This window comes from Azospirillum sp. B21 (assembly GCF_008364825.1).
Taxonomy (GTDB): domain Bacteria; phylum Pseudomonadota; class Alphaproteobacteria; order Azospirillales; family Azospirillaceae; genus Azospirillum.
In genome coordinates this window covers 872,079-891,604 of sequence record NZ_VTTO01000001.1, presented here as the reverse complement: position 1 = coordinate 891,604, position 19,526 = coordinate 872,079, and the positions used below count along the sequence as shown (strand labels likewise).

Annotated in this window: 19 protein-coding genes; 13 read left to right on the top strand and 6 right to left on the bottom strand. The window is 68.7% G+C overall.

Features of this window, described 5'->3' with window-relative positions; all coding sequences use genetic code 11:
- Positions 1-16: 16 nt before the first annotated feature.
- Positions 17-964 (bottom strand): AEC family transporter, encoded by a 948-nt coding sequence (locus tag FZ983_RS04315; protein ID WP_149222319.1) that lies wholly within the window; start codon positions 962-964, stop codon positions 17-19.
- Positions 965-1,137: 173 nt separating this feature from the next.
- On the opposite strand from FZ983_RS04315, the gene FZ983_RS04310 reads away from it, so the two are divergent.
- The 7 genes from FZ983_RS04310 (at position 1,138) to FZ983_RS04280 (ending at position 8,990) form a co-directional block, all read left to right on the top strand.
- The gene (locus tag FZ983_RS04310; RefSeq protein ID WP_149222318.1) at positions 1,138-1,563 is read left to right on the top strand and encodes a tellurite resistance TerB family protein; all 426 of its coding nucleotides are present in this window, start codon (positions 1,138-1,140) and stop codon (positions 1,561-1,563) included.
- 49 nt (positions 1,564-1,612) lie between these two features.
- On the top strand, positions 1,613-2,500 hold the full coding sequence (locus tag FZ983_RS04305; RefSeq protein WP_149222317.1) for an NAD(P)-dependent oxidoreductase: 888 nt from the start codon (positions 1,613-1,615) through the stop codon (positions 2,498-2,500).
- A gap of 123 nt (positions 2,501-2,623) precedes the next feature.
- Entirely contained in the window at positions 2,624-4,294 is a 1,671-nt protein-coding gene (locus FZ983_RS04300) for a methyl-accepting chemotaxis protein (RefSeq protein WP_188092236.1), read from the top strand.
- A gap of 184 nt (positions 4,295-4,478) precedes the next feature.
- Complete coding sequence (gene cimA, locus FZ983_RS04295) at positions 4,479-6,083, top strand: citramalate synthase (protein WP_149222315.1); 1,605 nt, start codon at positions 4,479-4,481, stop codon at positions 6,081-6,083.
- A 150-nt stretch (positions 6,084-6,233) separates the two neighbouring features.
- Positions 6,234-6,701: a preQ0 transporter gene (locus tag FZ983_RS04290; protein WP_149222314.1), complete on the top strand. Its 468-nt coding sequence runs from the start codon at positions 6,234-6,236 to the stop codon at positions 6,699-6,701.
- Positions 6,702-6,813: 112 nt separating this feature from the next.
- Positions 6,814-7,341: a flagellar basal body-associated FliL family protein gene (locus tag FZ983_RS04285; RefSeq protein WP_149222313.1), complete on the top strand. Its 528-nt coding sequence runs from the start codon at positions 6,814-6,816 to the stop codon at positions 7,339-7,341.
- Positions 7,342-7,619: 278 nt separating this feature from the next.
- Complete coding sequence (locus FZ983_RS04280) at positions 7,620-8,990, top strand: DEAD/DEAH box helicase (protein ID WP_149222312.1); 1,371 nt, start codon at positions 7,620-7,622, stop codon at positions 8,988-8,990.
- Between the two features lie 105 nt (positions 8,991-9,095).
- Here FZ983_RS04280 and FZ983_RS04275 read toward each other — a convergent pair whose 3' ends face one another.
- From FZ983_RS04275 to cobS, 3 genes are read right to left on the bottom strand one after another with little or no spacing between them, the layout of a single operon-like run.
- Entirely contained in the window at positions 9,096-9,632 is a 537-nt protein-coding gene (locus tag FZ983_RS04275) for a pyridoxamine 5'-phosphate oxidase family protein (RefSeq protein ID WP_149222311.1), read from the bottom strand.
- Positions 9,633-9,684: 52 nt separating this feature from the next.
- Positions 9,685-10,329 carry a histidine phosphatase family protein gene (locus FZ983_RS04270; protein WP_149222310.1) on the bottom strand — a complete coding sequence of 215 codons (645 nt, stop codon included), beginning with the start codon at positions 10,327-10,329 and terminating at the stop codon, positions 9,685-9,687.
- A complete protein-coding gene (cobS, locus tag FZ983_RS04265) occupies positions 10,326-11,141 on the bottom strand; it encodes an adenosylcobinamide-GDP ribazoletransferase (RefSeq protein ID WP_348771038.1) in 816 nt (271 codons plus the stop codon). Before cobS ends, FZ983_RS04270 begins: the two co-directional genes overlap by 4 nt.
- 148 nt (positions 11,142-11,289) lie before the next feature.
- Here cobS and def point away from each other — a divergent pair, with 148 nt between their 5' ends.
- Genes def through truA form a run of 3 tightly spaced genes read left to right on the top strand, consistent with a single transcriptional unit; the run spans position 11,290 to position 13,510 of the window.
- Entirely contained in the window at positions 11,290-11,802 is a 513-nt protein-coding gene (gene def / locus FZ983_RS04260; RefSeq protein WP_149222308.1) for a peptide deformylase, read from the top strand.
- A gap of 20 nt (positions 11,803-11,822) precedes the next feature.
- Positions 11,823-12,767 carry a methionyl-tRNA formyltransferase gene (fmt, locus tag FZ983_RS04255; protein WP_149222307.1) on the top strand — a complete coding sequence of 315 codons (945 nt, stop codon included), beginning with the start codon at positions 11,823-11,825 and terminating at the stop codon, positions 12,765-12,767.
- Positions 12,768-12,772: 5 nt separating this feature from the next.
- The gene (truA, locus tag FZ983_RS04250) at positions 12,773-13,510 is read left to right on the top strand and encodes a tRNA pseudouridine(38-40) synthase TruA (protein WP_149222306.1); all 738 of its coding nucleotides are present in this window, start codon (positions 12,773-12,775) and stop codon (positions 13,508-13,510) included.
- Here the strand turns inward: truA and FZ983_RS04245 are convergent.
- A complete protein-coding gene (locus FZ983_RS04245) occupies positions 13,504-14,388 on the bottom strand; it encodes a LysR family transcriptional regulator (RefSeq protein WP_149222305.1) in 885 nt (294 codons plus the stop codon). The two genes, truA and FZ983_RS04245, sit on opposite strands and share 7 nt — an antisense overlap.
- 86 nt (positions 14,389-14,474) lie before the next feature.
- Between FZ983_RS04245 and FZ983_RS04240 the strand changes: the two genes are divergently transcribed.
- Entirely contained in the window at positions 14,475-15,080 is a 606-nt protein-coding gene (locus FZ983_RS04240) for a cysteine hydrolase family protein (RefSeq protein ID WP_149222304.1), read from the top strand.
- A 43-nt stretch (positions 15,081-15,123) separates the two neighbouring features.
- Here FZ983_RS04240 and FZ983_RS04235 read toward each other — a convergent pair whose 3' ends face one another.
- On the bottom strand, positions 15,124-16,734 hold the full coding sequence (locus tag FZ983_RS04235) for an ABC transporter substrate-binding protein (protein WP_149222303.1): 1,611 nt from the start codon (positions 16,732-16,734) through the stop codon (positions 15,124-15,126).
- 199 nt (positions 16,735-16,933) lie between these two features.
- On the opposite strand from FZ983_RS04235, the gene FZ983_RS04230 reads away from it, so the two are divergent.
- Both FZ983_RS04230 and FZ983_RS04220 read left to right on the top strand, forming a co-directional pair.
- Positions 16,934-17,953, top strand: coding sequence for an aspartate-semialdehyde dehydrogenase (locus FZ983_RS04230; protein ID WP_149222302.1), 1,020 nt, complete (start codon positions 16,934-16,936; stop codon positions 17,951-17,953).
- 200 nt (positions 17,954-18,153) lie between these two features.
- Entirely contained in the window at positions 18,154-19,464 is a 1,311-nt protein-coding gene (locus FZ983_RS04220) for a branched-chain amino acid ABC transporter permease (protein ID WP_149222301.1), read from the top strand.
- Positions 19,465-19,526 lie beyond the last annotated feature (62 nt).

Genomic DNA, 19,526 nt, shown 5'->3' with positions numbered 1-19,526 from the left:
ATCGCCTCCCGTTGGCTCACCCCCCCGGCGCATACACCGCCAGCAGCGCCGACAGCGTCACCACACTCAGCACCGTGGACACCAGGATGGCCGAGGACGTGCGCTCCACATAGGTCTGGTACTGGGTCGCCACCACGAAGGTCAGGGCGCCGGTCGGCAGTGCCGCCAGGATCACGGCGCTGCCGGTCCAGAACGGGTCCATCGGGAACAGGGTCTGCGTCAGCACCCAGGCCAGCGCCGGATGCACCAGCAGCTTCAGCGCGCTGATCCACCCGGCCTCCGCCAGCCCGGCGGTCAGCCGCTGCGAGGCCAGGAACAGGCCGATGGCGAACAGGGCGCAGGGGCCGGCGGGGGCGCCCATCAGTTCGCAGAAGGTGGCGATCGGCTTGGGCACCGCAACGCCGGGCAACAGCGCCGACCAGGCGAGGCCGGCGGTGGTGGACAGGATCAGCGGGTTCTTCGCCAGCGCGCGCCCGACGTCGCGCAGCGCCTTGCCCACCCCGTTGCCGTGGCTGTTGGCGAATTCCATCCAGATCACTGCGATGCCGACCATGATGGCGCTCATGATGACGGTCGCCAGGATGGTGGGGGCCAGATGGTCCGGGCCGAAGGCGGCGAGGAACAGCGGGATGCCCATGTAGCCGGTGTTGGAGAAGGCGGCGTTCAGCCCCTGCATGCACTGGATCTGCGTGCGTTCCCGCCGCAGGAGCCGGCCGATGACCGCCCCCAGCGCATAGACCAGCAGCATCGATCCCAGGAAGGCGCCGATGAAGGGGCCGTTGAAGATCTCCGGGATCGACCGCCGCGCCGTGCCCAGGAACAGGACCGGCGGCAGCGCCATCCAGTAGACGAACTTGTTGAGCGCCTCCGACGAAGCCGCGCCCAGCAGCTTCGACTTTCCGGACAGGAAACCGGCCAGGATGATGGCGAATACGGGAAAAGCGACATTGAGGACGACGTTCATGACGCGCGACAATAGGGGGTGCCAACCGTCGCGTCGAGCGACCGACCCCTCCGCCCCGAGCATGGCACCCTTGACGCCGCACAAGCGGCATCGGACGCTGGGCTTGACGCGGGTGGAGCGGCGTTCGAGATTGCCGCCCGGACACGCGACCGCTCCCCGAGGGAGACCGCCTCATGAGAAAGCCGACAGACGCAATGATCGACCATCACAGCGCCCTCATCTACGTCATGGTCCTGGTATCCGCCTGCGACGGCGACATGACCGACGCGGAACTGGAGGCCATCGGCGAGAACGTGCGCTACCTGCCGATCTTCAAGGATTACAGCGGCGATCAGGTGATGGCCGCCACCCGCGAATGCACCTCCATGCTGTCCGACAATGACGGGCTGGACACCGTGTTGACCATCGTCGAGCAGGCGCTGCCGGCCAAGCTGCGCGAAACCGCCTACGCGGTGGCCTGCGACATCGCCGCCGCCGATCCCAAGGCCTCGCAGGAGGAACTGCGCATGCTGGAACTGATCCGGCACCGGCTTGGGGTGGACCGGCTGTGCGCCGCCGCCATCGAACGCGGTGCCCGCGCCCGCCACATGCGCCTGTGATCCTGCCGGCCTTCTCCTGAAAGCCTGGAATTTTACCGAAAGCCTGGACATGAGCGAAGAGACCACCCGCCCCGACCTTTCCGGCCAGCGCATCGGCTTCATCGGGCTTGGCCTGATGGGCAAGCCGATGGCCCGCGCCCTGGCCCGCGCCGGTGCGGAGCCGGTGGTGAGCAGCCGCAGCCCCGGCCCGGTCGCCGAACTGGCGGCGGAGGGCATGATCGCGGCCACCGGTCCGGCCGCGGTCGCCGGACAGGCCGGGATCATCATCCTGATGCTGACCGATACGGCGGCGGTGGAGACGGTGGCCGACGCGCTGCTTCCGGTCCTGCGCCCCGGCCATCTGGTGATCGACATGGGCACCACCGCCGTCGCCGCCACCCGCTCGCTCGCCGAACGGGCCGCCGCGGCCGGCGCGGACTGGCTCGACGCCCCCGTATCCGGCGGCACGGTGGCGGCGGAGGCCGCGGCCCTGACCATCATGGCCGGCGGCTCCGACGCCGCCTTTGCCCGTGCCCTGCCGGTGTTGCAGGCGATGGGTCGCCGCATCACCCATGTCGGGGCCAGCGGCGCCGGACAGATCGCCAAGTCCGCCAATCAGGTCATCGTCGCCCTGACCATCGGCGCCGTGGCGGAGGCGCTGGCGCTGGCGCGTGCGGCCGGCGCCGATCCGGCGAAGGTGCGGGACGCCATCCGCGGCGGCTTTGCCGAATCCCGCATCCTCGATCTGCATGGCGGCCGCATGGTCAGCGGCGACTTCACGCCGGGCGGCCGCGTCACCACCCAGGTCAAGGACCTGCGGCAGGCGGAGGAGCTGGCCCAGCAGTCCGGCATCGACCTTCCGACGCTGGGTCTGTCGCTGGAACTGTTCGAGATGCTGGTCGAACAGGGAGACGGTGCGCTGGACCATTCCGCGCTCTACCGCCTGTTCGCGCGCTGAAAGGTCCCTTCGAGCCCCGACTATGGTTGTATGCGTCAACACCTCGCATTGCCTTAAGCAATAGCCCTGATCCATACCGGTCGCGGGTGTTGCGGTTCTGTGACTCCGGGGCGGGGGATGGCGATGTCGTTGCGCATGATTCTGGTTGGGGTTCTGGCGTCGCTCGGCTTGATGCTGGGCTTCGAGGCATTTAACGGCATCACCACGCTGGAAACCGCCAACGGGCGGATGAAGTCGGTCTATGAAGACCGGGTGGTGCCGCTGCGGGACCTGAAGATCGTTTCCGATGCCTACGCGGTGATGATCGTCGACACCTCGCACAAGGTCCGCGGAGGGGCGATGCCCTGGGCCGACGGCGCCGCTTCCGTGCGCAAGGCCCTGACCACGGTGCGCGAGCGCTGGCAGGCCTACACCTCCACCTCCCTGACGGCGGAAGAGTCCCGGATGGTGGCGGAGACGCGGGTGGCGATGGAACGGGCCGACGCTGGCGTCGCCACGCTGCTGCGCGTTCTGGACGGCGGCGACAAGGCGGGGCTGGAAGCCTTCGTCGCCCGCCACTTGTACCCCACCATCGACCCGGTTACGGAGCATGTCAGCGGGCTGATCGACCTCCAGGTCCGCGTCGCCGGCAACGACTTCGTCGACTCCCAGATGTCTTACGAGCGTGAGCGCCGCGGCTCCTGGATGCTGCTTGCCGGCGCGGCCCTGCTGCTGGCGGCCGGAATCGCCGTCGTGATCCGCCGGGTGATCGCGCCGCTGACGGCGATGACCGCCGCCATGGCCCGGCTGGCCGGTGGCGACGTGACCGTGACGGTTCCCGCGACCGACCGCGGCGACGAGATCGGCCGGATGGCCCGCGCCGTGGCCGTGTTCAAGGACAATGCCATCGAAAAGCAGCGCATGGAGGAGGAGCAGGAACGGCGGAAACAGGACATGGAGGCCGACCGGCGCCGCATGATGGCCGAACTGGCCGACCGGTTCGAACAGGCGGTTCGCGGCGTGGTCGCCCAGGTCAGCGGCGCCGCCGGGCAACTGACCGCCAATGCGCGGTCATTGTCGACGCTGGCGGAGCAGAGCCGCTCGCAGGCCGCGGCGGTGGCGGGTGCCAGCGAGCAGACCTCCGCCAACGTGCAGACCGTCGCCGCCTCGGCCGAAGAGATGGCCGCCTCCATCGGCGAGATCACCCGGCAGGTCAGCGATACGGCGGCCGTCGCGCGCCGCGCTGCCGAACGGGCCGGCCGCACCGATGCCACCATCCGCCAACTGGCCGACCATGCCAAGGCCATCGGCGATGTCGTGCAGCTGATCAACGCCATCGCCGCCCAGACCAACCTGCTGGCGTTGAACGCCACCATCGAGGCGGCGCGGGCAGGGGAGGCCGGCAAGGGGTTTGCGGTGGTGGCCGGCGAAGTGAAGAACCTCGCCAACCAGACGGCCAAGGCGACCGAGGAGATCGCGAGCCAGATCGGCAGCATGCAGGGCGTGACCGGCGAAGCGGTGGATGCGATCACCGAGATCGGCCGGACCATCGACGACATCAACAGCATCGCCGCCTCCGTCGCCGCGTCGATCGACCAGCAGGATGCCGCCGCGCGCGAGATCGCCCGCAACGTCCAGCAGGCCGCGGTGGGAACGGAAGAGATTTCCTCCAACATCGTGGTGGTGCGTCAGGCGGCCGACGACACCGGCAGCGCCGCCCGCGACGTGCTTGGTGCGGCCGATATCCTGTCCGCCGACGCCGACCGGCTGTCGACGGAGGTGGAGCGTTTCATCCGGCAGGTGCGGACTGCCTGACCGGTCATCCCGCTCCGGCCGGCCTGTTCCGGTCGCCAATCCCTTCCGTTGCGGCAAAGGGGCGGTTTTCGCAAGTTTCTTCTCAAAACGGTTGAGCGCAGGCGCCGCATCGTCCATTCTCCCGGCTTTCCACGGGGCGGCGGACCTTCTGCCGTTCCACCGGCTTAAGACGGGTCAGGCGGCGATGACGGGCGAACGCATCTATCTTTACGACACCACGCTACGCGACGGGGCGCAGACTCAGGACGTGGATTTCTCGGTCGCCGACAAGATCGCCATCGCCAAGGACCTCGACCGGCTGGGCATCGACTATGTCGAAGGCGGCTGGCCCGGCGCCAACCCGACCGACGACCAGTTCTTCGCCGAGGCGCCGGAGCTGACCCGCGCCACCTTCACCGCCTTCGGCATGACCCGCCGCCCCGGCCGCAGCGCCGCCAACGACCCGCAGCTGGCCGCGCTGGCGCAGTCGCGCGCCAAGGCGGTCTGCATGGTCGGCAAGACCTGGGACTTCCATGTCGACGTTGCGCTGAACATCCCGCGCGAGGAGAACCTCGACCTGATCCGCGACAGCATTGCCGCGCTGCACGCCGCCAAGGGCGAGGCGCTGTTCGATGCCGAGCATTTCTTCGACGGCTACAAGCGCAACCCGGCCTATGCCGTCTCCTGCATCAAGGCGGCGTATGAGGCCGGCGCGCGCTGGATCGTGCTGTGCGACACCAACGGCGGCACCCTGCCGCACGAGATCGACGCCATCGTGCGCGAGGTGGTGGACACCCACGGCATCCCCGGCGACAATCTCGGCATCCATTGCCACAACGATACCGAGAACGCGGTCGCCAATTCGCTGGCGGCGGTGCGGGCCGGCGCGCGCATGGTCCAGGGCACCATCAACGGGCTGGGCGAGCGCTGCGGCAATGCCAATCTCGTCTCGCTGATCCCGACGCTGATGCTGAAGCTGGGTTACGAGACCGGCATCCGTCGCGAGGACCTGCCTCTCCTGACCCAGTTGAGCCGTGCCTTCGACGACCGGCTGAACCGCGCGCCCAACCGCCACGCCCCCTATGTCGGCGCCAGCGCCTTCGCCCATAAGGGCGGGCTTCATGTCTCGGCGGTGGAGAAGGACCCGTCCTCCTACGAGCATGTCGCGCCCGAGGCCATCGGCAACCGCCGCCAGATCGTCATGTCCGACCAGGCCGGCCGTTCCAACCTGATCGTGCGGCTGCGCGACATCGGCATGGCGGTGGACGCGAAGGACGACCGGCTGGCCGGCCTGCTCGATCTTGTCAAGCAGCGCGACAGCGACGGCTACGCCTATGACACGGCGGAGGCCAGCTTCGAGCTGCTGGTCCGGCGCGAACTGGGCGATGTGCCGCGCTTCTTCGAGCTTCTGCGCTTCCACGTCACCGACGAGCGCCGCTACAACGCAGTCGGCAAGCTGGTGGTGGAATCGGAAGCGGTGGTGCGCGTGCGCGTCGGCGATGCCGTCCGGCTGGAGGTGGCGGACGGCAACGGCCCGGTCCATGCCCTGGACGTCGCGATGCGAAAGGCGCTGGAGCCGGTCTATCCGGCGCTGGCCCAGGTCAGCCTGTCCGACTACCGCGTCCGCATCCTGGCCGCCAAGGAGGGCACCGGCGCCATGCCCCGCGTGCTGATCCGCAGCGCGCGGACCGACGGCACCGAATGGTCGACGCTGGGCGTGTCCACCAACATCATCGAAGCCTCGATGGAAGCGCTTGTGGACAGCTACACCTATGCCCTGATGAAGAGCGAGGCGAAGCCGGTGGTGTGAAGTCCGGCGTGAGGGGGGCCACGCGGCACCTTCCCACGATGGCGATGTTCTGTTAGCTAACGCGGTTTCGGGGCGCTCGCATTCACGCGGGGACTGCTCCGGTCACCGGCGCCCGTATTGCCGCGGGTCCGCTCTCGGAGGATCATCGCCATGCTCTGGCTCGCCGCCTATATCGGCAGCATTCTTGCCATCAACTTCGCCTTCAGCCTGTTTCCGCACCTGGATCTGGTCTGGTCCTGCTGGGCCGGGCTGATCTTCATCCTGCGCGACATGGTTCAGGTGCGCTTCGGCCACTGGGCGCTCGCCGCCATGCTGGGCGGCACCGTGCTGTCCTATCTGCTGACCGATCCCTTCGTCGCCACCGCCAGCGTCGTCGCCTTCGCGGTGTCGGAGATGATCGACTGGGCGGTCTTCACCATCACCCGCCGGCCCTTGCGCGACCGTCTGTGGATCAGCGCCGCCCTGTCGGTGCCGGTCGACACCGCCATCTTCTTCGGCATGCTGGACATCTGGGACCCCACCGTTTGGGCCGCCAGCCTCGCGTCGAAGCTGCTGGGCGTGTCGGCGGTGTGGCTGCTGATGCGGGCGCGGGAAGGGCGGATGGCCGTAGCGGCTTGAGGCGCCCGGGAGGGCGCCCGTCGCCATGGCGGCGCCCCCCGCCTCCACCGAATCTTAACCGCGGCGGCGGTAGACTCCTCCATGCCCCTGCCCGGCCCGGAGGAGGCCGACCATGGCCACGCACCGCACGCTGCACGGAACGCCGTACCCGGCCCCACCCCCCGATCCCCTGCGGCGGGACGCAGTGGCGTTGCCGCATGCGTCCCCTCCCGAATCCGCCCATCCGACCCGCACCCTGATCGTCGTCCTGATCGCACTGCTGACGCTGGCGGGGCTGGCCTATGGCGGCGGCATCGCGGTGGACCGCATCGTGGAACAGCGGCGGATCGAGGCGCGCATGGGGCCGAAGCCCAATCTTGCGCAGTTGCCGGCGATCGAGGTTCCGCTGGGGGGCTTGCGCGCGGTGGAGATGCAGGTCTCGCTGGTGCTGGCGCCGAAGGTGGAGGCCGACCGTGTCCTGCGTTACCAGGACCGCATCGCCGACCGGCTGTTCCAGACCGTCGGCCAGGCCGGCGCCGAAAGCCTGACCGGCACCGGTTCCGCCGCCTTCCTGAAACAGAGCATAAGGGACGCCGTGAACCGCGAGGCCGGGACCGGCCTGATCCGCGACATCTACATCGAACGCATGGTGGTCAAGTGAACGACGCGGGGCTCGTTCCGCGATGCCCCTTGTCTTGTGCGGCGCAATAGCCTATGTAGAGCGTCTTGATCGCTGGAGGCTCGCGCGTCTCTTGAGCGAGACGCGCTGTGATTGCGCAACGGCGAACGCCCCCAAGGTTCTGGGGCGCACTGGCCGCTGCATCGGATAGACGCCTCTCCCTCTATCGACCTCCTCCCGGCGAGTCCGCCGGTATGTCCCACGCCCGCCATCGGGGCGCGCGGGGCCGTGCCGTGTTGCTTTGAGAAGGTTGTTACGACTTGACGTTTTCCGAACTCGGCCTGCACCCGCTCGTCCTGAAGGCCCTCGAGGCGTTCGAATACACCACTCCGACCCCGGTCCAGCTCGCCGCCATTCCGCCGGCGCTCCAGGGCCGCGACATCCTCGCCACCGCCGAGACCGGCACCGGCAAGACCGCCGCCTTCATGCTGCCGGCGCTGACCCGCACCGCCGAGCTGCCGCTGAACGGCGCCGCCACCCCGCGCGTGCTGGTTCTGGCCCCGACCCGCGAGCTGGCCAAGCAGGTCACCGACGCCGCCCGCAAGTACGCGAAGTTCATGAAGCTGAACATCGTGGACGTGGTCGGCGGCATGCCCTACCGCGAGCAGCTGCGCCTGCTGTCGCGCCCGGTCGACGTTCTCGTCTGCACCCCGGGCCGCCTGCTTGACCATGTCGCCCGCCGCCGCATCGCGCTGGACGAGGTCGAGGTGCTGATCCTCGACGAGGCCGACCGCATGCTGGACATGGGCTTCCTCGACGATGTCGAGACCATCGCCAAGTGCTGCCCGCCGACGCGCCAGACCCTGCTGTTCACCGCCACGCTGGACCGCCGCATGGCGCAGCTGGCCGGCAACCTGCTCCGCAACCCTGAGCGCGTGGCCGTCGAGAGCCAGGCGACCGCGATCAACGTCGAACAGCGTCTGCACCATGCCGACGACCTCGACCACAAGCGCCGCCTGCTGCAGCATTTCGCCGCCCAGGAAGAGGTCGGCAAGGCGATCATCTTCGCCGCCACCAAGCGTGATGCCGACACGCTGGCCGAGGAGCTGAGCGCCGCCGGCCATGCCGCCGCCGCCCTGCACGGCGACATGGACCAGACCAAGCGCAACCGCACGCTCCAGCGTCTGCGCACCGGTCAGGTCCGCCTGCTGGTCGCCACCGACGTCGCTGCCCGCGGCATCGACGTGCGCGACATCACCCATGTCATCAACTTCGACCTGCCGCGCTCGGCGGAGGACTATGTCCACCGCATCGGCCGCACCGGCCGTGCCGGCGCCTCGGGCGTCGCGATCTCCTTCGCCGCCCGCGCCGACCGCGAGACGCTGGTCCGCATCGAGCGTTACACGAAGGCGACGCTCGAGGTGCATGTGGTGCCTGGCCTGGAGCCGACGCGTCCCTTCACCACCGGTGGTGCCGGCCGTCCGGCCGGTCGCAGCGGCCGTCCGGGTGGCGGCGCCGGCAAGCCGTGGCACCGCAACGGCGAGTCCAAGGGTCCGCACGCCCCGCGCGGTCCGCGTCCGGACTATGCCCGCAACGACAACCACCGTGGCGATGCCCGTCCGGACCACAGCCATGCCCGCCGTGAGGCCCACGGCAACGGCAAGCCGGCGGCCCGCGCGAAGAGCTGGTAAGCAGCGCCCCTGACGCTCTGACCTTTGAATGAAAAAGCCCCCCTGTCGGCCTCGCGGTCGGCAGGGGGGCTTTTTCATGTCAGGCTGGCCCGTTGGGCCGCCTCTTTACTGGAACGCGATCTTCGCGTTGTCGCCGGGATCGGGCGACTGGCCGGTCAGCTTCGCCTTCACATAGCCATAGGCGTAGACCATGGTGCTCGACGGGCTGTCCCAATATTCGGCCTGATCGACCGACACCTTCAGCAGGGCGACCTCCGGGTCATCCGGCCCCTGGGGGAACCAGGTGGTCATGATGTCGCGCCACAGGAAGCGTATCTTCTCGCGGTCGCGCACCACCTCGGCAATGCCGGAGACGGAGACGTAATCCTGCTTGTCCGGGTTGGAGTAGGCGAGGTTGACGCGCCAATGGCGGTCGATTTCCGCCACCTTTTCGGAATGGGCGCGGGTGAAGAACCATAGGGTGCCGTCTTCGAACCCCGCATGGGACAGTGTCGCCATCGGACGGGAGTTCAGCCGGCCGTTGTCGTCCAGCGTCGTCATCATCGCGACCTGAACGCCCTTCATCATCTCCCAGAGCTTTTTGACTTCACCCTTATCGGGGCCCTGGTCGGGGCTGTGGCCGGCGGTGGTGCTATGGACCATGGTCTGCCTCTCGTTCGGTAGCCCAGCGGAGACAGGGGAACGCCTTTCGCGGTCAAAAGGTTCCGGGTTGGGCGTTCACTCCCCCGACCGACCAGGATCCTGTCCCAGCGTGATAGTGATCGATCCGGGTCAGCGACCAGGGGTCGATCCGCAGCCGCAGCGCTGCCTCCGGCGTCAGATCCAACGCCGTCGCCAGCGCGCCGCGGATGGTTCCGGCATGGATCACCGCAACCACGTCGCGTCCGGCATGGAGGCCGGTCAGCCGCCGCAGCGCCGCCGCCGTGCGCTCCATCACCGCGGCGAAGCTCTCGCCGCCGGGCGGGGCGTGGCGTGCCGGATCGCGCCAGAAGCGGGCCGCCGCCTCCGCATCGCGAATCGCCGCGGTGTCGTGGCTGATGCCCTCCCAGTCGCCGAAATCCTGCTCGGCCAACGCCGGCTCCACCACCGCAGTGTCGGCAAGGCGGGGATTGCGGGTCCACAGTGCCTGGACTGTCTGCCGGCTGCGGCGGAGCGGGCTGGTCAGCCACAGGGCGTCATAGGGCAGGCTGGCTGCAAGCGCCGCCGCCGCCGCGCGGTTGCCGGTGTCGGCCTCGCGGTCGCTCGACCCGCAGATGACGTTGTCGGGGTTGTGGACCGGCGCATGGCGGATCAGCCACCAGCGGGTGACGGTCAGGGGGGTGAGGCTCACCGCGGTCATGCCGCTGCTCCAGTGAGGGCGGACCCCAGGAAGGAGGAAAGGGTCAGCAGGACCGCGGCCTCCGCCACCTGCTGGGCGGCGCCGAAGACGTCGCCGGTCTGTCCGCCGAGATGGCGCCGGGCGAGCGCTCCCACCGCGGTCACCCCCAGGAGGGACGCGGCCAAGGCCGGCAGGGCCAGACCGCCGAGAGCCGCCACCGCAATTGCGATGCCGAAGACGAGCGCCAGCAGCACCGTCGCCATCGCCGGCCGGCCCTGTGCCGCGGCCAGCCCGTCGCGTCGCGCCGGGGACAGGACGCGCGCCATCGCCGCCAGTCCGCAGCGCGACAGGGCGCCCGCCGCCACCAGCGCCGCGACCGCCGCCGGCACCGGCAGGGCCGCCAGCGCCGCCGCACGGATGCCGACCGAGAATACCAGCGCCAGCACGCCATAGCTGCCGACCCGGCTGTCGCGCATGATCTCCAGCTTGCGCGCCAGATCGCGCCCGCCGCCGAAGCCGTCGGCGACATCGGCCGCGCCATCCTCGTGCAACCCGCCGGTCAGCCGCACCGTCGCCGCCAAGGCCAGCAGTGCTCCCGCCAGCGGCGGCAGGTTCAGCGATGCCGCCAATGCGAACACGGCACCGCCGGCCAGCCCGACCAGCGCGCCCACCAGCGGAAACCACCCCATCGCCCGCGCCGAAGCGCCTTCGGCCAGCGGTCCGTTGAGCGGGCCGATGGGGGGCAAGGGCAGGCGGGTCAGGAACACCAGGGCCAAGGCGGCGTCCTGGGTCCAGCGCGGGGAAGGGGAGGGGGCGGTGGTCGCGTCACGCATGATCGGCATCGACTACGCCCAACCGGCGTCCGGCGCAACCCTGCACGGAGGACGGTTCCGCGCCGTTCGCATAGGTCCGATTCCTTGACCAAAACACTTGGTCCGCCTACTTTCTCCCTTTGAACCCCCCTATCATCATCGAGCACCCATGGCCCGTCTTCCGATCCTCGTCGCCCCGCATCCGATCCTGAAGCGCAAGGCGCAACCCGTCGCCGAAGTGGATGCGCGCGTCGTCAAGCTGATGGACGACATGGTGGAGACCATGTACGACGCCAACGGCATCGGTCTGGCCGCCCCGCAGGTCGGCGTGCTCGACCGCGTCATCGTCGTCGACGTCCATGAAAAGGGCGAGCCGGCGAACCCCATCCGCCTCGCCAACCCGGAAATCGTCTGGTCGTCGGACGAGAAGGCGGTGTGCGAGGAGGGCTGCCTGTCGGTGCCGGAGCAGTATGCCGAGGTCACCCGTCCCCAGCGCATCCGCGTCCGCTATCTGGACGAAAGGAACCAGCAGCAGGAGATCGAGGCCGACGGGATGCTCGCCACCTGCATCCAGCATGAGATCGACCATCTGAACGGTGTCCTCTTCGTCGATTACCTGTCGATGCTGAAGCGGAACATCCTGCTGAAGAAGGTCCAGAAGATGCAGAAGGCGACGGCCTGACCCGCCTCGATCAAGATCCGATGACTCCGCTCCGTCTCGTCTTCATGGGCACGCCGGATTTCGCCGTGCCCAGCCTTGCCGCGCTGATCGAGGCGGGGCATCAGGTCGTCTGCGCCTACAGCCAGCCGCCGCGTCCGGCCGGCCGCGGTCAGCAGGTGCAGAAATCGCCCGTCCACCGCTTCGCCGAGGAGCACGGCATCCCCGTGCGCACGCCCAAGAGCCTGCGCAACGCCGAGGCCCAGGCGGAGTTCGCCGATCTGAAGGCCGATGCCGCGGTGGTCGCCGCCTATGGCCTGATCCTGCCGCAGCCGATCCTCGACGCGCCGCGGCTGGGGTGTGTCAACGTGCATGGCTCGCTGTTGCCGCGCTGGCGCGGGGCGGCGCCGATCCAGCGCTCCATCCTGGCCGGCGATGCCGAGACCGGGATCACCATCATGCAGATGGACATCGGGCTCGACACCGGCGCCATGCTGTCGAAAGAGGCGGTGGCGATCACCCCCGCCACCACCGCCAGCAGCCTGCACGACGAACTGGCGGCGCTGGGCGCCCGGATGATCGCTCCGGCGCTGGAAGGGTTGGCCGCCGGCACGCTGGCCGCGGTGCCGCAGCCGGAAGAAGGCGTCACCTACGCCGCCAAGCTGACGCGCGAGGATGGCCGGCTCGACTGGACCCAGTCCGCCGCTTATGTCGAGCGGCAGGTTCGCGCGCTCACCCCCTGGCCCGGCTGCTGGTTCGATGCCGCCAACGGCGAACGCATCAAGGTTCTGGCCGCCGAACCCGCGGCCGGTCAGGGCACGCCCGGCACGCTGCTGGACGAGCGGCTGACAGTTGCCTGCGCCGATGGCGCGGTGCGGCTGGTCAAGGTGCAGCGTCCCGGCAAGGCGCCGGTGGACGGGGCGGCCTTCCTGCGCGGCTTCGCGCTGGCGGTCGGGCAGCCTGTCTCTGCTGAAGCCGTCGCGGACTGACCGCCGTGCAGCGCTGGAAACTGACCGTCGAGTATGACGGCCGTCCCTTCGTCGGCTGGCAGCGCCAGGACAACGGCCCCTCCGTCCAGCAGAGCCTGGAGGAGGCGGTGCAGCGCCTGTCGGGCGAGGTGGTGCGGGTCCATGGCTCCGGCCGCACCGATGCCGGGGTGCATGCGCTGGGTCAGGTCTGCCATTTCGACCTGGAAAAGCCCTTCACCGGCCTGAAACTGCGCGACGCCCTGAACTTCCACCTGAAGCCGGCCCCCATCGCCGTGCTGGAGGTGGAGGCGGTGGGTGAAGATTTCCACGCTCGCCTGACCTCGACCGGGCGCGCCTATGTCTACCGCATCGTCAACCGCCGGGCGCCGCTGGCGCTGGAATCCGGCCGGGCGTGGCACGTTACCCGTCCGTTGAATGCCGAAGCGATGCATGAGGCGGCGCAGGTTCTCGTCGGCCAGCACGACTTCACAAGCTTCCGCGCGGCGCTGTGTCAGGCGAAGTCGCCGGTGAAGACGCTGGACCGGCTGGATGTGGAACGCCAGGGCGAGGAGATCCGCATCCACGCCGCCGCGCGCTCCTTCCTGCACCATCAGGTCCGCAACATGGTCGGCACCTTGGAACTGGTCGGCGCCGGCAAATGGACCCCCGACGATGTCCGCCGCGCGCTGGAGGCCCGCGACCGCGCCAAGGCCGGGCCCACCTGTCCGCCGGACGGGCTGTATTTCATGGCGGCGCGTTACTGAGCGACGGCGGTTCCTTCCAGCCGATCCCGCTCGGCGGTGAAGACCGCCACCAGATGCTCGATCACCGTCCGCACCCGCGGCACCTCCCGGCGGTCGCGGTGGACCAGCAGCCAAGCCTCGCGGGTCAGCGGCGGGCCGGGCAGCGGGTGGCGCTTCAAGCCCGGCACGCCGTCCGCCAGCATGCAGGGCAGGAAGGCGGTTCCAAAGCCGGCGACCGCCGCTGCAAGCTGCCCCTGAACGCTGTTGGAGCGGAAGGCGACGCGCCGGCCGCCGCCATGGCGGTCCAGCCACAACGCCTCCGGCAGTTCGGCCATCGACTCGTCATAGGCGATCAGCGTGTCCGGCGCGTACGGCGCGGCATAGAGTCCATAGCCCAGCGTCGCCAGCCGCCGCCCGACCAGATCGCCGCGCTGCGGCCGGGCCAGCCGGATCGCCAGATCGGCCTCCCGCCGGGCAAGGCTGAGGGTGCGGTTGTCGACGATGATTTCCAGGTTCAGGGACGGGTTGGCTGACCGCAAGGGTCCCAGGCGGGGGATCAGGAAGATGTCGGCCAGCGCCTGGGTCATGGTCAGCCTCACGGTGCCGGTCAGCCCGGCGTCATCGCCCTCGCGGCGGCGGATCGCCTGCGCCCGCTCGTCCATTGCCTCGGCCAGGGCACGGACGCTCTCGCCCTCTTCGGTCAGGACATAGCCCTCGGGCCGACGTTCCATCAGGCTGCGGCCGAGCGCGGACTCCAGCGCGGCCAGCCGGCGGCCGACCGTGGCGTGGCTCAGCCGCAGGCCGCGTGCCGCCGCCGACAGGCTGCCGGCCCGCGCCAGTTCCAGGAAGACGCGCAGATCGTCCCAATCGAGCGGACCTGTGAATTTCTGAACAGCCATCGTGCAAGGATAGCGGATGGCTGCGCATCCGTGAACGGGGCAGCATCGCCTTCATCAACGCTCAAATGATTGCGGAGCACACCCCGATGACGACTCAAACCGCCAAGACTCTGCGCCAGATCGCCGGTGCGCCGAACACGCCCGCCCCGCTGGACAAGGCGGTGCTGGTTCTGATCGACCTTCAGCGCGAATACACCGACGGCGCTCTGCGGCTGTCGGGTGTCGATGCGGCGGTGGAGAAGGCAGCGGCGCTGCTGGACCTCGCCCGCGCCAACAACGTGCCGGTGATCCACATCGTCCACCACACCGCGGCGGGAGCGCCGGTCTTCGACCCGACCGGACCGATGGCGGAAATCGTTCCGGCGGTCGCCCCGCGTGAGGGCGAGCCCGTGATCGTCAAGAAGCTCGCCAACGCCTTCGCCGGGACCGATCTGCAGGCGGTGGCGCGCGACAGTGGGCGAACCGAGATGATCGTCGCCGGCTTCATGACCCACAACTGCGTCAGCAGCACCGTGCGCTCGGCGGTGGATCATGGCTGGCGGGTGACGGTCGTGGCGTCGGCCACTGCAACCCGCGACCTGCCGGACGGCAAGGGCGGCGTGGTGTCGGCCGCCGACATCCAGCGCGGCGTGCTGACCGGCCTGTCCGACAGCCTCGCCGTGGTGGTGGAGGATGCGCAGGCATGGGGGTGAAATCCCCTCTCCCCGGGGGGGAGAGGGGGGGCTCCCCGTATCCTTACTTCTTCTCGGCCTTCCAGTAATAGTTGGTGTCGAAGCTCGGCCCCCAGACGAGGCCGCTGACGGTCTTGCGCTCCGCCACCATTTCCGTCTGCTGGAACATGATGACGAAGGGCGAGTCGGCCAGGACCGAACGCTGGAGTTCCTCGTACATCTGGGCGCGCTTGGCGCTGTCGCGTTCCTCGACCGCGGCGGCGGTCTTCTTCGTCAGTTCCGGGATGTCCCAGGCGTTGCGCCAGGCCAGCGGCTTGGACTTGGCGTTGTCGCTGTTGTCCGGGTTGGAGGCGAAGGTATCGGCGTTGGAATTCGGGTCCTGATAGTCGGCACCCCACTGCTGGATCATCAGTTCGTGGTTGCGTGCGCGGTACTTGGTCAGCACCTGCTTGCCGTCGCCGGGGATGATCTCAATCTTCACGCCGGCCTTGGCAGCGCTGGCCTGGATCGCCTGGGCCATGTCCTGGGTCGGGTTGGTGTTGCGCACGTCCATGCTGACGGTGAAGCCGTCGGGATAGCCGGCCTTCGCCAGCAGCTCCTTCGCCTTGGCCGGATCGTACTTGTACGGGTTGTCGTTGACCGCACCCAGGAAGCCCTTGGGCAGGAAAGCCTGATGGACGGCACCCATGCCGTTCATGATCGTGCCGGCCATGCCGTCATAGTCGACGAGGTACTTGAACGCCTCGCGCACCTCGGGCTTGGCCAGGGTGGCGTTCTTCTGGTTCAGGCTGAGATACCACAGCGTGCCCTTCGGCGCCTGGACCAGACGGATGGCGTCGCTGGACTTCAGCGGCTCGAACTGCTCCGGCTTCAGGTTGCGCGCGACATCGACGTCGCCCTTCTCCAGAAGCAGGCGCTGGGTGGCCGGTTCCGGGATGTGGCGGATCAGCACGCGCTTCAGCTTCGGCGCGCCGCGCCAGTATTTCGGGTTGGCGTCGAAGGTCAGCAGTTCGCTCGCCTTCCACTGCTTCAGCATGAAGGGGCCGGAGCCGGCGGAGTTGGTCTTCAGCCAGCCGGCGCCGAAATCGCCGTCCTTCTCCTTGCCCTTCACCAGCTTGGAATCGACGATGGAGCCCACATCGGCGGTCAGGCAGTAGAGCACGAAGGTCGGCGCATAGGCCTTGTCGGTGGTGAAGACCAGCGTGCGCGGATCGGTGGCGCGGACCATCTGCTCCACATTGTCCGGGGTCAGGCCGAACTGGGTCAGGATGAAGGCCGGCCCCTTGTTCATCTTCACCGCGCGGGCAAAGGACCACGCCACGTCCTCCGCCGTCAGCGGATTGCCGGAATGGAAGGCGATGCCCTCGCGGATCTTGAAAGTGAAGGTCTTGCCGTCGGGCGACACGGTCCAGCTTTCGGCGGCCTCGCCCTCGATCTTGCTGACGTCGTTGACGTCGAAATGGACCAGCCGGTCATAGACCTGGGCGCTGTATTCGGCCCCCGACAGCTCGAAGATCTCGGCCGGGTCGAGGCTGACGATGTCGTCGAACTGCCAGGCCATCACCAGCGCGTCCTTCGGCGTGTCGGCGATGGCGGGGGCGGCGAAACCGGCAATGGCGAGAGCGGCGGCACCAAGAACCGTCTGCGCAATAAGGCCGCGCTTGAAGCTGGTCATCCGTGATGTCTCCCTGGAGGCCCATTCGGGCGCTGTTGAGGGCGGGAATCTTCCCGCCGCCTTCCATGGCCTGTCAACCCGGCCGGAGGGCAGGTTTCGTGTGGGGACGGGTTGCAATTCGCGGGGAAAGCGCCTAGCTCCTACGCCTTCCGGCACCATTCTTGTATTCGCGGATATTCGGCAGAAGGAAACCACCGTCATGGGCTATACCGTCGCGGTCATCGGCGCCACCGGCAATGTCGGGCGCGAGATCCTGCAAACGCTGGCCGAACGGAAGTTCCCGGCCGACAAGGTCATCGCGCTCGCCTCCGAAAAGTCGATCGGCCAGGAGGTGTCCTATGGCGAGGATGACATCCTCAAGGTCGAGGACCTCAACAAGTTCGACTTCCACGGCGTGGACATCGTGCTGTCGTCGCCCGGCGCCAAGGTGTCGGCCGTCCATGTGCCGCGCGCTGCCGCCGCCGGTGCCATGGTGATCGACAACACCTCGCACTTCCGCATGGACCCCGACGTGCCGCTGGTGGTGCCGGAGGTGAACCCGGAGGCGCTGGTCGGTTATCGCAAGCGCGGCATCATCGCCAACCCCAACTGCTCCACCATCCAGATGGCGGTGGCGCTGAAGCCGCTGCACGACCGCTACAAGATCCGCCGCGTCGTGGTGTCGACCTACCAGTCAGTGTCGGGCGCCGGCAAGGAGGCGATGGACGAGCTGTTCACCCAGACCCGCGCCATCTTCGTCAACGACCCCATCGCCAAGAGCGTCTTCCCCAAACAGATCGCCTTCAACGTCATCCCCCAGATCGACGCCTTCATGGAGGACGGTTCCACCAAGGAAGAGTGGAAGATGATGGTGGAGACCAAGAAGATCCTCGATCCCAAGATCAAGGTCGCCGCCACCTGCGTCCGCGTGCCGACCTTCATCGGCCATGCCCTGTCGATCAACATCGAGACGGAGGAGCCGATCAACGCGGAGGAGGCCCGCGTCATCCTGCGCGCCGCCCCCGGCGTGTCGGTGGTCGACCAGCAGAGCAGCGACGGCTATGTCACCCCGGTCGAGGTCGCCGGCGACAACCCGGTCTTCGTCAGCCGCATCCGCGACGACTTCACGGTGGAGAACGGCCTGTCCTTCTGGTGCGTCGCCGACAACCTGCGCAAGGGCGCGGCACTGAACGCCGTGCAGATCGCGGAGCTTTTGGTGCGGGATTATATGGTGGAGTGAGGCGGTTCCGTTCCCCAGAGTTAGACCCCCACCTAACCTCCCCCACTGGGTGGGGGAGGGACTGCCGCTGCCTTCCCGCCTAAGCGCTTGTCCCCTCCCCCGCCCAGCGGGGGAGGGTTAGGGTGGGGGCAATTTGCCGGCGCTTCCCACCCTCCCAAATTGTCGGTAGGCTGAACCGTCCCACCTGACCGGGCGGTTCCGTGCTCCGCATCCTGCCGCTGTTGTGCCTCGTTCTGCTGGTGCTCACCGGGTGCGGCATCGATGCCGACCAGGATATCCTGTGCCGGAAACTGATCCCGGCCTTCGAATCCGGTCCAGTCACCGAGCTGTCCACCCGCTCTTACGCCGAAGACCGGCGGGTTCTGCGCATCGATTACCGCAGCGGCGACCAGCGCCACTGGATCGCCTGCCGCTTCGCCGGAACCGGCATGGAGGAAGGGCGGCGGACGCTGGTGTCGGTGGCGACCGACCGCACCGGCTGGCTGACGGACATGCGCTTCGCCATGCTGCAGCAATGGCTGCGCATCAAGCCGCCGCGCGATGCCGGAGGCGCCGTGGTCGAAGCCGAACGGGCGGAGGCGACGCGCTGGACGCCCGTCCTGTTCCTGATCCAGCAGATCGTCAACGCCGCCACCGTCGCCTGCGTCTATGGATTGCTGGCGCTCGGCTACACCCTGGTCTACGCCATCCTCGGCCAGATCAATCTGGCGATGGGGGAGTTGACGATGCTCGGCGCCATGCTGACGGCGATGGCGGCGGCCGGGCTGGGCATGGCCGGCTGGGCGACATGGCCGCCGGCGCTGCTGGGCGTGATGGTGCTGGCGATGGGCTTCACCGCGGTGCAGGGCTGGACAATGGACCGGCTGGTCTTCCGCCGCCTGCGCGGGGTGCGCAGCCACACGCCGCTGATCGTCGCCGTCGGGCTGTCCATCGCCTATCAGGAAGGGGTGCGGCTTCTGCATGGCGCCCGCGACTGGTGGCCGGCACCGGTGCTGACCGGCCGCCACGACCTGCTGAGCGACGGCGCCTTCACCGTCACCGCGCTGACGGCGCAACTGGCGATCCTGGCACTGACCGGCGGGCTATACGCCCTGCTGTGGGGGATCATGCAGCGCACCGCCTTCGGCCGGGCGCATCGTGCCTGCACCGACGACATCGCGGCGGCGGAGCTGGTGGGGGTGGACGTCAACCGCACGGTGGCGGCGACCTTCGCCATCGGCGGCGGGCTGGCCGCGGCGGCGGGGGCGGTGATTGCGCTGTATTACGGCGGGGTGAACTTCTTCACCGGCTACCTGATCGGATTCAAGGCGCTGGCCGCGGCGGTGGTCGGCGGCATCGGCTCGGTGCCGGGGGCGATGCTCGGCGGCGCCCTGCTGGGGCTGGTCGAGACGTTTTGGTCGGCCTATTTCGCCATCGCCTACAAGGACATCGTGGCCTTCGGGCTGCTGACGCTGTTCCTGATTTTCCGGCCGCAGGGGCTGTTGGGGCAGGCGCGGGGGAGGGGGGATTAGGGGGGGAGGTGTAGGCTTCGAATGCCCCCACCCTGACCCTCCCCCGCTGGGCGGGGGAGGGC

Excerpts from the sequence above, each read along its gene's own strand:
- fmt (WP_149222307.1), top strand. The coding sequence starts at position 11,823 with ATGACTCCGCTCCGTCTCGTCTTCATGGGCACGCCGGATTTCGCCGTG.
- cobS (WP_348771038.1), bottom strand. The coding sequence starts at position 11,141 with ATGCGTGACGCGACCACCGCCCCCTCCCCTTCCCCGCGCTGGACCCAG.
- FZ983_RS04245 (WP_149222305.1), bottom strand. The coding sequence starts at position 14,388 with ATGGCTGTTCAGAAATTCACAGGTCCGCTCGATTGGGACGATCTGCGC.
- FZ983_RS04305 (WP_149222317.1), top strand. The coding sequence starts at position 1,613 with ATGAGCGAAGAGACCACCCGCCCCGACCTTTCCGGCCAGCGCATCGGC.
- FZ983_RS04275 (WP_149222311.1), bottom strand. The coding sequence starts at position 9,632 with ATGGTCCATAGCACCACCGCCGGCCACAGCCCCGACCAGGGCCCCGAT.
- FZ983_RS04235 (WP_149222303.1), bottom strand. The coding sequence starts at position 16,734 with ATGACCAGCTTCAAGCGCGGCCTTATTGCGCAGACGGTTCTTGGTGCC.
- FZ983_RS04290 (WP_149222314.1), top strand. The coding sequence starts at position 6,234 with ATGCTCTGGCTCGCCGCCTATATCGGCAGCATTCTTGCCATCAACTTC.
- cimA (WP_149222315.1), top strand. The coding sequence starts at position 4,479 with ATGACGGGCGAACGCATCTATCTTTACGACACCACGCTACGCGACGGG.
- FZ983_RS04300 (WP_188092236.1), top strand. The coding sequence starts at position 2,624 with ATGTCGTTGCGCATGATTCTGGTTGGGGTTCTGGCGTCGCTCGGCTTG.
- FZ983_RS04310 (WP_149222318.1), top strand. The coding sequence starts at position 1,138 with ATGAGAAAGCCGACAGACGCAATGATCGACCATCACAGCGCCCTCATC.
- FZ983_RS04230 (WP_149222302.1), top strand. The coding sequence starts at position 16,934 with ATGGGCTATACCGTCGCGGTCATCGGCGCCACCGGCAATGTCGGGCGC.
- FZ983_RS04315 (WP_149222319.1), bottom strand. The coding sequence starts at position 964 with ATGAACGTCGTCCTCAATGTCGCTTTTCCCGTATTCGCCATCATCCTG.
- FZ983_RS04240 (WP_149222304.1), top strand. The coding sequence starts at position 14,475 with ATGACGACTCAAACCGCCAAGACTCTGCGCCAGATCGCCGGTGCGCCG.
- FZ983_RS04285 (WP_149222313.1), top strand. The coding sequence starts at position 6,814 with ATGGCCACGCACCGCACGCTGCACGGAACGCCGTACCCGGCCCCACCC.
- def (WP_149222308.1), top strand. The coding sequence starts at position 11,290 with ATGGCCCGTCTTCCGATCCTCGTCGCCCCGCATCCGATCCTGAAGCGC.
- FZ983_RS04270 (WP_149222310.1), bottom strand. The coding sequence starts at position 10,329 with ATGACCGCGGTGAGCCTCACCCCCCTGACCGTCACCCGCTGGTGGCTG.